At 60.3% G+C, this 13,067-nt stretch carries 13 protein-coding genes; 9 read left to right on the top strand and 4 right to left on the bottom strand.

What is annotated here, in order from left to right; translation table 11 throughout:
• The first annotated feature begins 91 nt into the window (after positions 1–91).
• Genes P0M12_RS18060 through P0M12_RS18050 form a run of 3 tightly spaced genes read left to right on the top strand, consistent with a single transcriptional unit; the run spans position 92 to position 2,025 of the window.
• Positions 92–619, top strand: a complete 528-nt coding sequence (locus P0M12_RS18060; protein ID WP_277376668.1) for an SRPBCC family protein — start codon at positions 92–94, stop codon at positions 617–619.
• Between the two features lie 51 nt (positions 620–670).
• Positions 671–1,258 (top strand): TetR/AcrR family transcriptional regulator, encoded by a 588-nt coding sequence (locus P0M12_RS18055; protein ID WP_007734655.1) that lies wholly within the window; start codon positions 671–673, stop codon positions 1,256–1,258.
• On the top strand, positions 1,255–2,025 hold the full coding sequence (locus tag P0M12_RS18050) for a glucose 1-dehydrogenase (RefSeq protein ID WP_003945779.1): 771 nt from the start codon (positions 1,255–1,257) through the stop codon (positions 2,023–2,025). Before P0M12_RS18055 ends, P0M12_RS18050 begins: the two co-directional genes overlap by 4 nt.
• Positions 2,026–2,069: 44 nt before the next feature.
• On the opposite strand, the gene P0M12_RS18045 is transcribed toward P0M12_RS18050, so the two are convergent.
• On the bottom strand, positions 2,070–2,555 hold the full coding sequence (locus P0M12_RS18045; protein WP_054827314.1) for a hypothetical protein: 486 nt from the start codon (positions 2,553–2,555) through the stop codon (positions 2,070–2,072).
• 384 nt (positions 2,556–2,939) lie between these two features.
• Here P0M12_RS18045 and P0M12_RS18040 point away from each other — a divergent pair, with 384 nt between their 5' ends.
• The 3 genes from P0M12_RS18040 to P0M12_RS18030 all read left to right on the top strand — a co-directional run bounded on the left by P0M12_RS18040 (position 2,940) and on the right by P0M12_RS18030 (position 7,762).
• Entirely contained in the window at positions 2,940–3,827 is an 888-nt protein-coding gene (locus P0M12_RS18040; protein ID WP_228401953.1) for a class I SAM-dependent methyltransferase, read from the top strand.
• 184 nt (positions 3,828–4,011) lie between these two features.
• On the top strand, positions 4,012–5,418 hold the full coding sequence (locus tag P0M12_RS18035) for a serine hydrolase (protein ID WP_054831554.1): 1,407 nt from the start codon (positions 4,012–4,014) through the stop codon (positions 5,416–5,418).
• A gap of 1,165 nt (positions 5,419–6,583) precedes the next feature.
• Positions 6,584–7,762 carry a glutamate--cysteine ligase gene (locus P0M12_RS18030; protein WP_277376667.1) on the top strand — a complete coding sequence of 393 codons (1,179 nt, stop codon included), beginning with the start codon at positions 6,584–6,586 and terminating at the stop codon, positions 7,760–7,762.
• Here the strand turns inward: P0M12_RS18030 and P0M12_RS18025 are convergent.
• Positions 7,756–7,911 carry a DUF6131 family protein gene (locus P0M12_RS18025; RefSeq protein WP_003945912.1) on the bottom strand — a complete coding sequence of 52 codons (156 nt, stop codon included), beginning with the start codon at positions 7,909–7,911 and terminating at the stop codon, positions 7,756–7,758. The genes P0M12_RS18030 and P0M12_RS18025 overlap by 7 nt on opposite strands.
• 145 nt (positions 7,912–8,056) lie before the next feature.
• On the opposite strand from P0M12_RS18025, the gene P0M12_RS18020 reads away from it, so the two are divergent.
• The 3 genes from P0M12_RS18020 (at position 8,057) to P0M12_RS18010 (ending at position 10,656) form a co-directional block, all read left to right on the top strand.
• A complete protein-coding gene (locus tag P0M12_RS18020; RefSeq protein WP_003945456.1) occupies positions 8,057–8,260 on the top strand; it encodes a hypothetical protein in 204 nt (67 codons plus the stop codon).
• 77 nt (positions 8,261–8,337) lie between these two features.
• Positions 8,338–9,420 (top strand): M48 family metallopeptidase, encoded by a 1,083-nt coding sequence (locus tag P0M12_RS18015; protein ID WP_042452503.1) that lies wholly within the window; start codon positions 8,338–8,340, stop codon positions 9,418–9,420.
• A 201-nt stretch (positions 9,421–9,621) separates the two neighbouring features.
• Positions 9,622–10,656, top strand: a complete 1,035-nt coding sequence (locus P0M12_RS18010; RefSeq protein ID WP_007734628.1) for a hypothetical protein — start codon at positions 9,622–9,624, stop codon at positions 10,654–10,656.
• A 40-nt stretch (positions 10,657–10,696) separates the two neighbouring features.
• On the opposite strand, the gene P0M12_RS18005 is transcribed toward P0M12_RS18010, so the two are convergent.
• Positions 10,697–11,863 (bottom strand): MinD/ParA family protein, encoded by a 1,167-nt coding sequence (locus P0M12_RS18005; RefSeq protein ID WP_003945525.1) that lies wholly within the window; start codon positions 11,861–11,863, stop codon positions 10,697–10,699.
• A 309-nt stretch (positions 11,864–12,172) separates the two neighbouring features.
• Positions 12,173–12,880, bottom strand: coding sequence for a hypothetical protein (locus P0M12_RS18000; RefSeq protein ID WP_277376666.1), 708 nt, complete (start codon positions 12,878–12,880; stop codon positions 12,173–12,175).
• Between the last annotated feature and the right edge of the window lie 187 nt (positions 12,881–13,067).

Genomic DNA, 13,067 nt, shown 5'->3' with positions numbered 1-13,067 from the left:
GGTTCATCCGCCACGTCCGCATCTTGTTCGCGAAACCACCGATCGTCATACTCACCTCACACACGCTCGACAGAAAGAACCTGAAACCGAAATGGCTCGCGAACTTACCGTCTCCGACAGCATCGTCGTCAGCTCCGACGCGTTTTCCCTCTACGAGGTCATCAGCGATCCCACTCGTATGGGTGCCTGGAGTCCCGAAAACACAGGCGCAACCTTGCGGGGAGACCGCGAAAGCGCTTTCCTGGGCATGGAGTTCGACGGGCACAACAAGCGTGGGCGCGCGCAGTGGACCACGCGATGCACCGTCACCGCTGCCGAGGCCGGGAAGCTCTTCGAATTCCGTGTTCACAAGATCGGCCTCGGTACTCCCCGGATCCCCGCCTCTATCGCAACCTGGCAGTACCGATTCTCGCCGGTGCCCGACGGAACCCGAGTTACCGAAACGTGGACCGACGACAGGCGCGGCTGGCCGGACTTCGCCGCCGACATGTTCGACAAAATTGCCACCGGAGGAAAAACCTTCGCCGATTTTCAGCGCGGCAACATCCGCAAGACGCTCCTGAACCTCAAGAACGCAGTTGAGCAGGAGGTTTCCGGAATCGAAGATAACGTCGGCTGACCGGCCGACACCATTTGTGGCAGTTTCTGCCACTTTTGGTACAGTGCGGATATGGCAACAGCCCGCCGCACTGCACTACTTCTCCGCGTCTCGCAGAGTTGTGCTGCCGCTTTCGTCGAACGCGGCGACACTTCGACGACCATCGCGGAGCTCGCCGAGCGGGCAGAAATCTCCGAGCGAACGTTCTACCGTTGCTTCGCCACCAAAGAGGAGAGCATCTGGCCGATGCTCGACGAGGGAAACCGCAGTCTGGCCACCGCACTCAGCGCGCAAGCCCGCGAATTCGGGCTCGCAGCGGCTGTGAAGAATGCCTTTATCGCATCGGTCGGCGAGTCCTTCGAGCCGATGACCCGGTCACTGATGCCCATCATCTTCGGTGATGCGGCACTCCGGAGAGTTTGGGAATCAGCAACTTTCGAGACGATGGAACTGATTCGCCCAGAAGTCGCACGCCTGATCGACCGTCCGGAAACCTCGCTCGACACCACAGCGGCTTCGGGCCAGGCAACACTTGCGGTAGTCGCCGCACTGCGTGAGATGGCAGACCTCCGGACGCCCGCACCCGAGGCCATCACCCGCGCGCTCGGGGCGTTCTCGAAGCCATATCTCGCAACACCTACAGGTAAGGAACAATCATGACTCAGGATCTCTCCGGAAAAATCGTTCTCGTCACCGGCGGCGCACGCGGCCTGGGCGAGGCGTTTGCCCGCGGCATCGTCGCGGGCAACGGCCGCGTCGTCATCGGCGACCTACTCGACGACGACGGTCGAGCAGTGGCCGAATCTCTCGGCGACGCAGCGCGTTACGTTCACCTCGACGTCACCGATCCAGCGTCTTGGAAGTCCGCCGCCGAGTACGCAGTATCCGAGTTCGGCGCGATCAACGGTTTGGTCAACAACGCCGGAATCTCGGCGTCCGGCCAGACAGTCGCCGAGGAACCACTCGAGACGTTCCAGCGCATCATCCAGATCAACCTGGTGTCCGTGCACACCGGTATCCACACGGTGGTGCCGTTCATGAAGGCAGCCGGCGGCGGATCCATCGTGAACATCTCCTCGGCCGCCGGCCTGATGGGCATGGCTCTGACCAGCGGTTACGGCGCAGCCAAGTGGGGCGTGCGTGGGCTGAGCAAGATCGCCGCCGTCGAACTCGGCCGCGACAAGATCCGGGTCAACTCGGTTCACCCCGGCATGGTCCTGACGCCCATGACTGCACCGACGGGCATCAGCCTCGAAGAGGGCGCATTCCCCAACAATCCGTATCGCCGTGTCGGTCGCCCGGAGGAGTTGGTCGGAGCGGTCACCTACCTGCTTTCCGACGATGCCTCGTACACAACGGGTTCCGAGATCGCCGTCGACGGCGGTTGGACTGCCGGCCCGTCGATCGAATACATCGCCGGCCAGTAAGGGAGGGATCCGTTCCCGCCCGAATCTGCGCATTCCGAACGCCCTCAGGTGAATACCAAGCTCTCCCTGATTGCATTCGAAGAAGACAACTTTCGCAGTCGCCGCAGCGCCCGATGCAGGTCGAGCGACACCTCGTCTGTCGTACGGGCAAGCGACGTTGCGGTCGCCTTTGTATCGAGCCCGACGATCAGCCGCAACACCAGGACATCGCGTTCGACAATCGGGAGCGTTGTCGGAGGCGGGAGCGATCCACCGCTGAACCCGTCGGATGCCGCCCGAGCAATCGCGATGCTTGTACTCGCGTACAGCACGCGTAGAAAAGGCTGATACGTCTCCGATCCGTCGCACACTGCCGTGAGAACGGCGACGCACGCGGCATCCGCGGCGGAATCGGAAACGGCCTGATCAAGCTCGGCGCGGCACCGCAGCACAACCATCGGACGAAACGCCGCATACAAACTGGCCATGGACTCACGGCTACCGCTCCGCGCCGCGGCGGCCAATACATCCAGCGAGCCTTCCTGCAACATGGGCTCACATCTCTCTTTCTCGACGGGACATTCGTTGTGCGGTCCGAGAGATCAACTGGAACCGAACGGTCCCACGAAGTGGTTCCGGCGGATGGTCATGCCACGATCAATCCCCTGCCCGAAGGATTCTCGAGGCTCTCTCTCAGCCCTGAGGCACACCCCAGTGAAGTCCTGCATCCTTGCCGCTCACTGGCACTGACCTGGCAAATTCCTGGCAGGATGCTGATTCAAACCGAACGCCTTGCACTGCAGAATTTTTCGATCCGGTCAGCGTGTATTTGCTGCTCCCAGTCCGACCGTTCCGTTCCAGGCGACGAGGGGTCACACGGGCGTAGGGTCGAGAGAGTTCGGCTCAGTCGTCAAGAGCGGAAGGACACCCAGACAATGCGGAGCGATGGAGATACGTGGGACATCGTCAGTAGCGTCGGACTTACCGCGCTGGCAGTGGCAACGTTCCGAGCACTGGAGAGCACCCGTCCGGACGCGATCATCGAAGACAAGTTCGCATCGTGGTTCGTAGAAGCTGCAGCCGAGCCGCATTTCACAGCTCTTCTGAAAGATCCCACGCTCCTCGAGGACACCCCCTTCGGCGGTTTCATGGGGTTGCGAACCAGGTTCTTCGACGAATTCTTCTCGTCGTCAACCGAATCCGGAGTAAGGCAGGCGGTAATCGTTGCAGCAGGGTTGGATTCGCGTGCGTACCGGCTGGATTGGAGCTCAGGATCGACGGTATTCGAAGTGGATCAGCCAAAGGTGCTGGAGTTCAAAGCCGAAGTGCTCGCGGCGCACGACGCCCAGCCGAAGACCGATAGACGCACTGTGCCTACTGATCTGCGAAACGACTGGCCGGCCGCACTCGAGGAGGCTGGTTTCGACCCGAACGAACCCACAGCCTGGTCGGCGGAAGGCCTGCTCGCCTATCTCCCCGGCCCGGCCCACGACGCCCTGTTCGAGCGGATCGACGAACTCTCGGCCACCGGTAGTCGCTTGGCGGTGAACGACTTTCCGGCCGGAACCGACCCGAGCAAGCTTGCGGCCATCAGATCCAAGTACTTCGCCAAGGACCCGTTCGGAGACCTGGACATTTCGCAACTGTTCTACAGCGACAATCGATCCGATCCGGGCCAGTGGTTGGCTGAACACAATTGGACTGTCCGACGCTTCAGCTCGGTCGAGTTGGCAGAACTGTACGATCGTCGGATCCCCGAACTCCCCGAAGAAATCGCAGCGCTGTCAACGCAACCGTCCTTTTTGGCCGCGACCAAGAACTAGCTCTCGCAGTCATCACGAAAGTTCTTCGAGTGCAGCCTTTCTCCCATTTGTCCAGCGGCAAGGCGCGTGTCACCACTACAAGTGGTTGACGGTACTCCAGAATGAAGCGATTCAGTACCTCAGGCTGAGTATGTCTACACCTCAGACGGACGCGCGCCGAAGAAGATGCTGATGAAATAAGTCCATGAAACTCGAACACACACGCAGGAAGAGTCGCCCGCTCACGCTGGTAGCACTTGCCTCCGCAGCGGTATTCGCCCTCGCCGCATGTACTTCCGGGACTGATTCCGCACAAACCTCTGAAAACCGCACAAAGACCTCCCCCACCGCGGCACCCGCTACGGTCACGATCCCTGACAGCTCCGTCGGCAAGCAGATCACCTGGCTTCTCAGTGCGTTCAACACGAGCACGCCGTTGACCCAGGAAGAAATCGCCGAACACTTCGGGCCCACTGCACCCGTCGTCCTGACACCTCCGGACTTCGACTCCATCCGAGCCGGACAGCCTTGGACAACAGTGAAGTACAAGGGAGGCGACTCCGACGGCACAGTTTCCATCACCAGCACCACCGGCGGTGCGTTCGACGTCAACGTCGTCGTCGACGGCAACGGGCTGATCCTCGGAATGGCGATCACACCGACCAAGGACGTTCATGTGCCGGCCGCATCTTGGCAAGAACTCGAGGCAGCTGTCAAAGCGCTTCCCGCGCCGACCAATCTGACCGTCACCGAGGTCACCGAAGGAAAGAACGCCGAAGTCTTCAGTGTCGGCGACACCTCACCACAGCCCACAGGGTCAACGATCAAGCTGTACGTTCTCGGCGCGGTCGCGACGGCCGTCCAGAACGGGACACTCTCCTGGGATCAGAAGCTCACCATCACCGACGACCTCAAATCGATGCCCGGCGGGACCATGCAGGACCTGCCATCGGGAACTGAAGTCACGGTCCGAGATACCGCCGGCAAGATGATCTCGATCAGCGACAACACCGCCACCGACATGCTGATCGCTGCTGTCGGGCGCGAGCAGGTAGAAGCCGAGTTCGCCCCGATGGGCATGGCAAATCCTTCGCTCAACATCCCGCTCAAGCCGACCCGCGCACTGTTCCAACTCGGCTGGGGTGACCAAGGCGCACAACGTATCGCTTGGCGCGACGGAACTCCGGACGAGCGTCGAGCGATACTCGCGGCACTACCTGGCGGCCTGGTGGACATCCCGGCGTCAGCATTCACCACCCCCGCATGGCCTTTCGACATCGATTGGTTCGCCTCGCCCGCCGACCTGCGTGCCGCGTTGGTCACGTTGCAAGAGAAGGCGAAGACCGAGAGCGGCGCACCGGTTCGAAACATTCTCGCCGAGGATCCGGCGCTCAGTGACGAGTCCGCGAAATGGTTCACTTACGGCGGATTCAAGGGCGGCAGTTCCATCGGGGTCCTCGCGGGTGCCTATTACGTGGAACACGACGATCGTGCCTGGGTTGTCACCATGCAAACTCATGGTGACGACGCTGCACTGGTTGCCGACCCGGCTCTGTACTTCGATCCGGTCGACGACGCGATGCTCTTGATCCAGAATGATGCGACCAGCTAGTGCCCAGTGGCGGGCCGAAACCACGCACGCCGATTCATTGCCTTCGCCGATGAAGGCGCCGGATACAGAGAAGCCGCTGCGCATCCAGTGTCATCCGGATGCACAGCGGCTTCGCTAAGTCTTAGCCCGTGGGGGTCTCGGTCTCGTCCGACGAGAATCCGTCGAAGAATGCGATGACCTTCTGAAGAAGTGCCGCGATGTCGAAATCTTCCAAGCTACCCATTGCGTTCGTCCTTTCGTTTAACACTGAGGATGAAACGTGCATCTTGCAATTTCCAATGTAAAGCATGAAAAGCATTATTTCTCGACCGCGCGACACTTCGGTCGCAAATACGTCACTCAGCAAGATATGGGCAAATCACCGGAAATAACAGCTCCCACCCGCAATATTTCGGTCTTCCGCAACCCGCTGAATTCCCCAATTAGCAAGTGGGTAAATCTTGAGAAAAATTTCCCGGCGCGTCGATCACGAAAGATATTCCTGGTGAAACTCTCAATCCAAGAACACAAAGGCAGAGGAAGCTCCGACACAGCTGACACGCAGTTTTGCCCGCCTTCAAGAGTCGTCATCCACGCACATAGTGGACACTCGTATGCGATAACGAACCGGTAGCAACACAATCCCAGGCACTTTCTCCCATCTTCTGACTTTTACTCATGACCACTGAAGATTTGCGCTGGTGAAACGCAATACCAGTTCGAAAGTTCCACAACTTCTCCGGATGCTGTGCACGCGATTAACTGATCAAATATCTGTTGACTCACCGAACCCACACACTCCGCCAGAACGTCACATCCGAATGCTGGACGTTAGTTTAGATGGGTTCGTATTCTCGGAATCTGCTCGATAACGGCGGCCCCACGGATAAAACCGAGACTGCACCACCGCAGGCCGCCAGGTCATGATCCGCGACTCGGCGAAGGGTGTGCGGACAAGTCCACACGAGGGTGAAATAGGGGGTGAGACATGCCTTGGGGTCTCGTTTTACCGAGTCCGACACAGTACGTTTTCCCAGGCACGCCAGTCCCCAGATTCATACGGTGTGCAAGGACTCGTTGACGCTTCCGAGATGTTGGCAAGGCCGACCACAGGCCCCGTTCTCCCGACGAGAACGGGGCTTCCTCGGGTCGGTTTCCGCCTTCGACCGACCGGGTAGACGCGAGCATGGGCGCCACCTGCTCGGCCGAATCCACCGCTGGCCGCCACGAATCGACGACCCCGACCGTCGGCGTCGAAGAAGAATTCATCCTCGTCGACCCAACCTCCTGGTTGCCGTCCACCGACAATGTTGCGGTTGCGGAAACCGCGTCGACACTGGGGTTGGATCTTCAGCTCGAGTTGTCCCGCTGCCAAGTCGAGACCAACTCTCCCGTGTGCCATGGCATCGACGAACTCCGAACCCACTTGATCGACATGCGTCGGCTCGCGGCAAAAGCTGCCGAGTTGAACGGCTGCAGGCTGTTGGCCGTCGGCGCACCGCTTTCGGGGCCTTCGCGTTTCGAGATCAGCGACTCGCCTCGCTACCGCCGGATGGGCGAACGCTTCGGCGCCCTCGCTGCCGAACAAAGCATCTGCGGTTGCCACATCCATGTGGGCGTCGCTGATCAAGTACAGGCCGTGCAGGTCTGCAATCACGTGCGCATCTGGTTGCCCGCCTTGTTGGCACTGAGCGCCAATTCCCGTGTCCACCAAGAAGTCGACACCGACTTCGCGAGTTGGCGGGCGATCCAATGGTCCAGGTGGCCAGTCGCCGGGCCGCCGCCGTACTTCGAGACCACCGGGGACTTCGACACCGCGGTTGCGAAGATGGTGGATTGCGGCGTGATGCTCGACAAGCGGATGGCCTACTGGGATATCCGACCTTCCTGCCACCTACCGACCGTCGAGATCCGAGTCTGCGACGTTCAACCGACAGCAGAGGATGCAGCGCTACTTGCAACCCTTGGACGGGCTCTGGTGGCAACTGCGTTACGCGCGATAGACCGGGGCATCGAGGCTCCGAACATTTCCCTCGAGAGCCTCCGCCTCGCAACCTGGGTGTCCGCGAAGGAAGGCGTCCTGGGAGCGTCGATCGATCCGATTACCTCACAAAGAATTTCAGCCACGGAACTGTTGCACCGGCTCCTGATCCATGTCCGTGACTCCCTCGACGAGGGAGGCGAGTACGCGAGCGTGGAGTCGGCGCTGCAGCTCAAGTCAGTCACAGGCAACGGCAGCGACTGGCAACAGCGAACGCTGCGCCAGGTCTGCCTTCGGGAACTGATTGCGCGTGCCGTTCAGCGCACCGTACCGACCGCGCCGACTGGCACGGATACGCACGACGAGCCGACAACGGATCAGTAGTAATGCCGCCGACCACCGATGGCGTGCCCGGCCGCGCCCAGCGCGTACAGGATGATTCCGATCACCAGCAAGACGACACCAATCGTCCACAGGATCGGAATGTTCACCACGAAACCGATTATCAGCAGGATCACGCCGAGGATGATCATCACAAGCTCCTTCAGTGCGTTCACTCGGGCGGATACGCCCGCCTCGAGCCGCATACACCGTGGATACCCGTCGGCAGAGCGTTTCATACCCACTCTGACCGGGTATTTCGCTGGGCACCATAATATTTGAAGAATCGAGCCCGCCATGATGAGAATTGTGACTCTGATCGTTCTGATCTGGCTGATAGTCGGGGCCGTCGCGGCCGGCCAACGCGGCTACTACAGCAGTTCGCCGACCAACTGCGCCGGCGTCGGGACCATCGCGCTCACGGTCATCGCGGGTCCGCTGAACTACTTCGGCGTCAACCCCAAAGTCACCGATTGCACGCTCCCCCAGCCCACCGAGTGAGCTGCGGGAAATCCACGCTAAACCGACTAGTCGTTACCCTGGAGGTGAGTCGACACACATCGAAGTGAGGGGCCACCATGACCACTGCACCAGATCGCACCCGAATCGAGTTCCCGGACATCAGCTCGCGTGCGTGGGAACACCCAGCCGATCGGGCTGCATTGGTGACGCTCCGGACGCTTCGGGGGTTCGACACTGTCCTGCGGACGCTGTCCGGACTGCTCCAAGAACGTCAGCACCGCCTCATGTACCTGGCCACGTCGGTGCGAGTCGACGAACGCCAGTTCAGCGACCTGAACGACCTGCGCCGTGACTGCGTCGACATCCTGCAGGCCGACGAGACACCCGAGCTGTTCGTACTCCAGACCCCGATGGTCAACGCCTTCACCATCGGCATGGACAAGCCGTTCATGGTGGTCACTACCGGCCTATTGGACGTGATGAACTACGAGGAACAGCGGTTCATCATCGGCCACGAACTTGGCCACGCGCTGTCCGGTCATGCTGTGTATCGGACCATCCTGATGCATTTGATGCGACTGGCCGGAACCATCGGATGGCTGCCCGTCGGCGGATGGGCATTGCGCGCGATCATCGCCGCCCTCATGGAATGGCAGCGCAAGTCAGAACTGTCCGGTGATCGTGCCGGACTGTTGTGCGGGCAGGACGTACACACCGCGATTCGCGTCCAGATGAAATTGGCGGGCGGATCCCGAGTCAGTGAAATCGACATCGACGCGTTTCTTGCCCAGGCCGCCGAGTACGACGCCAGCGGCGACCTCCGCGACGGTGTACTCAAGCTCCTCAACATCGAACTGCTCTCTCACCCGTTCTCGGTGCTTCGCGCCGCCGAGCTCAAGAAGTGGGTGGACAGCGGAGACTACGCCGCGATTCTGCGCGGAAACTACCCCCGTCGCGGCGATGACGACGGAGCGAAGATCAGCGACGAGTTCAAGAATGCAGCCAAGACCTACAAGCAGAACTTCGACGAGTCGGAGGACCCTTTGATCCGCATGGTGCGCGACATCGGTAGCGGATTGGGCGGTGCGGTCGGCGCCGTGGGGAATGGCGTCGGCGATGTAGCGTCGGACATCAAGGAACGATTCACCCACTGGCGCAAGAGTTCCGACAGGTCGAAGGGCACCGACGACGCCGAGTAAGCAGAATCGGGACCTGCCGCCGAAGGCAGTCGGCGGCAGGTCCCGGGCTCTTGGCGTGAAGGTGATGCAGGCTTCCCTCTGCACCACCCTCACGTTCACAGACAGTACCAGCAGTCGAACAAACGTGCGAACTGAAAGCGGTCGTGTCGAATCACCGGTTGTCGGGTACGCGGCATAGGACCACTACAGAAGGGAGCCGACATGCATGCTGGGCGACTGAAGAAGGTCGGTTCGAGTGACGGCCCGTTTGCCTCCGTGTACTTCGAAGACGTCCGTAACCGGGAAGATGCGCGCGAGCGCTTCGAACTCGAATGGCGCTCGATGCGCAATCAACTCACGAAACAGGGAGCATCGGAATCGCTGATCGCACGACTGGACGAGGTGAAGGACAACCATCACGGCATCTCAGGTCGCGCCGGGCGCGCGATCGTCGCCACTTCCGAGGCAGTGCTGATCGACGATATTCTGCTCGAACCTGCCGGCTCCACTATCGCGACCTTGGGCGAACTGCCCTACCTGATTCCACTGATCGCACACGGATACGACACCGAACCGTTCCTCATCGCCAAGGTCGACCACACTGGCGCGGACCTGTGCGTGCGCGATGCTCGCGGGCGTGACGTGTACGGCGAAACGGTAGACGGAGACGGCTTCCCGGTCCACAAGGCACACGTGGGCGGTCAGGAGCGATACACCGACAGCCAAAGCCTCGTGGAGGAGAATATCCGGAAGAACCTGACTCAGGCTGTGGAGCGCGCGGCGGCGCTCGCCCGTGAACACAAGGTCGCGCTGGTGGTTGTCATCGGAGAAGTACAATCCCGCAAAGCTTTTGCACAGCTTTTGCCGTCGACGCTACGGGTGGTGGACGTCGAAAAGGGTTCGCGTTCAGTCGGTTCGACACCCGCCGAGGTGTCCAAGTCGATTCGTGAACTGATCGACACGCAGCGACTGCGCAGAATGGATGTGGAAACCGAACGCTACGTCGCAGAGCAGGGCCGGGACTCCGGCCTCTCCATCGACGGGACCGCACGCGTCCTCGACGCCCTCGAACAGGGCAAGGTCGAGACGCTGCTGCTCACCGATCCTGACGACAAGGAAGTCACCAGTGGAGAGTTGATCGGGCCCGCCGATCGCGTACTCCCCTACATCGCAATCGGGACCGGCACCGAGTTGGTACAGATCGACGAACGCCTCGTTCTCGCCGACGGGTACGGCGCGATACTTCGGCACCCTTGAACGCCGGAGCCTGCTGATCAGATTCGGTGGCGAGCACGTTCTATCGAGAAGCGTGCTTGCCCACCGAGTCCGGGAACCCATCGGCAATTGCTGCGACGAGTTCCAGATATGCCCGTGCCGTGCGCTTGTTCAACAACTTCAAGTCGATCGGACCGCCTTCGCCCAGGTGATCGTCGTAGGGCAACGTCTTGACCGCTCGCACTCCACGCTGAGCGAAAACGTCCTCGAGTTGATCGAGGTCGAGCGAAGACGAACCCGGCCGCGTCGAATTGATCGCCACGACCGACCTGCTCACCAGATCTGCGTATCCGTGCTTGGTCAGCCAACTGAGCGTTGCTGCAGCACTACGGGCACCATCCTGAGCTGTCGGGCTGACGACAACCAAAGCATCTGCTTCGTCGAGAATTCCGTACATGGCCGAGTGCATGATTCCGGTGCCACAGTCGGTGATGACGATGTTGTAGTGCACCTCGAGAATTCGGAGAGTATCGAGGTAGTCCTGCTCGTTGAACGACTCCGAAGTTTCCGGATCTGCCTCACTCGCAAGGATTTCGAGTCGGCTGTCGCCTTGCGAGGTGTAGTAGCGAACATCGCTGTACGTACGAATGTCACCGTCGGCCAACAGATCACGAACGGTCAGGTGATGTTCACGTCGTTCGCGATCAGCCAGAGTCCCCAGGTCGGGATTGGCGTCGATGGCTACGATTCGATCCCCACGGATCGATGCGAACGTCGAACCGACAGTTTTGGCCGCCGTGGTTTTCCCCACTCCACCCTTGAGTGAGATGAAAGCAATCTTGTACACGCCGCGCACCGTTCGGTTGGCACGGCGCACGAGAGCCTGGTGTTCGAGTTCGGCAGCCGACTGCCCAGTGTTGATCCGGCCCCCGGTGAGTTTGAACAACACACTGCCCAAACCGCGTTCGGGTGGACGCTTCGCCCGCTTGATGATGTCCAGGTCGTCGACGGAGGTCATAGGCCTGGGCGTCGAGGTCCGGAAATCGGTCGGCTCTTCACGACGTTGCTGGCGCATCCGCTGACTGGGCAACGGTTTTGCTGCAGGCTCGTCGAATTGTGGTGTGAAGGTGACGGTTCGAATCGACGTTGCATAGCCGTCGTCGGACGCGTCGAAATGGCCGTCGCCCTGAGTCGTTCCGGAGTTGTTCCCCAGGACTCCGTTATTCGAACCGTTGTTATCGCTGCGCACCGTTTTCCTAGGTCGAGTTCGGAATCATTTCGGACATAGCCTCTCGGACGCTATCACTCTGGCGGGCTTGCCGTTCTCTGCTCAATACCGTCGTGGCACAACAGACCGTTACACCCGCACTTCGATGACTTTGGTCCCCAAGCTTGTGCCGATCTCAGCAAATACGAACGTCGTAACGATATGCGGCACAGATATCTTCATCTGCCGCTAGAAACAGCCTTCCGCAATGTCAGGGCAAATCCCTTGGTAACAAACGAGAAAAGGGAGGGCGATCGCCTCGGCGATCGCCCTCCCTTCATGGACAAGTGTTCAGCTGCTGCAGAATTCCGAACTACCGAGACTTCCGAAAATCGTCGACAGATCCACACTTCCGAACGAACTGCCCGTATCGCAGCCGTCGGCAGTGAGCGCGAAGTCGACACCGGTGACGTCATTCGTGCTCAGATTCACCGGAATTACTGCTGGATCGGCACCGCATCCGCTGCCGGGAACCACTTCTACGGAATAGCCGTCCTTGGCCGGCTTGTACTGAAAGAAGTAGTCACCGGAATCATCCGTCGTTGTCGTCGCGATTTGCGTGCCGGCATCGAGGAGATTCAACGTCACGTCAGACGCCCCGACCCCGTCGGCACCCGGACACCCAGTGACAGTTCCGACGATGCTGAACACCTTCACCAACTCGAAGTCGATCCCGGTCGCGTCGGACGTCGTCAGATCTACCGCCGTCCTGTCGGGTACGAATCCGCATCCAGCCGGCGAGTATGGACTGACCGTGTAATTGCCCGGAGGAACGTTCGTGATCGTGTATGCGCCACCCACCCCGACAGTGGCCGAGGATATCTGCGTCGAGCCATCCCATACGACCATCCATATCCCGACCGGATCGCCAGTATCGCTACACGAGTTGACAAGGGTGCCCGACACGGAGCGTGTGACCGGGTCCGCCGAGGCCACCGAAGACAGGAAGAGACCGAACGCACCCATCAGGGCGAATATCGCAAAGAATCGACGCCTCATGAAACTCTCCTATGTGTTTGCCCTGCCGTCGACCCGTTGCCGGCGACCAGAGCCAAGTCTGGCACCGGAAAATGACCGTCACGTTTGTTTCACCCGGTCCTCGGCAAAGTTTGGCGAATCGGACAAATCCCCCACCTAACGCGTTCGTCGGTCGGCCACCGAAACGATCCCGACCGATCACCTACTA

Source organism: Rhodococcus sp. RCBS9 (assembly GCF_029457415.1).
Lineage (GTDB): Bacteria > Actinomycetota > Actinomycetes > Mycobacteriales > Mycobacteriaceae > Rhodococcus_F > Rhodococcus_F qingshengii.
The sequence above is the reverse complement of the archived record's forward strand: the minus strand, read 5'-3'. Positions and strand labels throughout refer to the sequence as shown.

Bases quoted from the DNA above. Each gene is read 5' to 3' on its own strand.
- P0M12_RS18060 (WP_277376668.1), top strand. From the start codon at position 92: ATGGCTCGCGAACTTACCGTCTCCGACAGCATCGTCGTCAGCTCCGAC.
- P0M12_RS18055 (WP_007734655.1), top strand. From the start codon at position 671: ATGGCAACAGCCCGCCGCACTGCACTACTTCTCCGCGTCTCGCAGAGT.
- P0M12_RS18050 (WP_003945779.1), top strand. From the start codon at position 1,255: ATGACTCAGGATCTCTCCGGAAAAATCGTTCTCGTCACCGGCGGCGCA.
- P0M12_RS18045 (WP_054827314.1), bottom strand. From the start codon at position 2,555: ATGTTGCAGGAAGGCTCGCTGGATGTATTGGCCGCCGCGGCGCGGAGC.
- P0M12_RS18040 (WP_228401953.1), top strand. From the start codon at position 2,940: ATGCGGAGCGATGGAGATACGTGGGACATCGTCAGTAGCGTCGGACTT.
- P0M12_RS18035 (WP_054831554.1), top strand. From the start codon at position 4,012: ATGAAACTCGAACACACACGCAGGAAGAGTCGCCCGCTCACGCTGGTA.
- P0M12_RS18030 (WP_277376667.1), top strand. From the start codon at position 6,584: ATGGGCGCCACCTGCTCGGCCGAATCCACCGCTGGCCGCCACGAATCG.
- P0M12_RS18025 (WP_003945912.1), bottom strand. From the start codon at position 7,911: ATGATCATCCTCGGCGTGATCCTGCTGATAATCGGTTTCGTGGTGAAC.
- P0M12_RS18020 (WP_003945456.1), top strand. From the start codon at position 8,057: ATGATGAGAATTGTGACTCTGATCGTTCTGATCTGGCTGATAGTCGGG.
- P0M12_RS18015 (WP_042452503.1), top strand. From the start codon at position 8,338: ATGACCACTGCACCAGATCGCACCCGAATCGAGTTCCCGGACATCAGC.
- P0M12_RS18010 (WP_007734628.1), top strand. From the start codon at position 9,622: ATGCATGCTGGGCGACTGAAGAAGGTCGGTTCGAGTGACGGCCCGTTT.
- P0M12_RS18000 (WP_277376666.1), bottom strand. From the start codon at position 12,880: ATGAGGCGTCGATTCTTTGCGATATTCGCCCTGATGGGTGCGTTCGGT.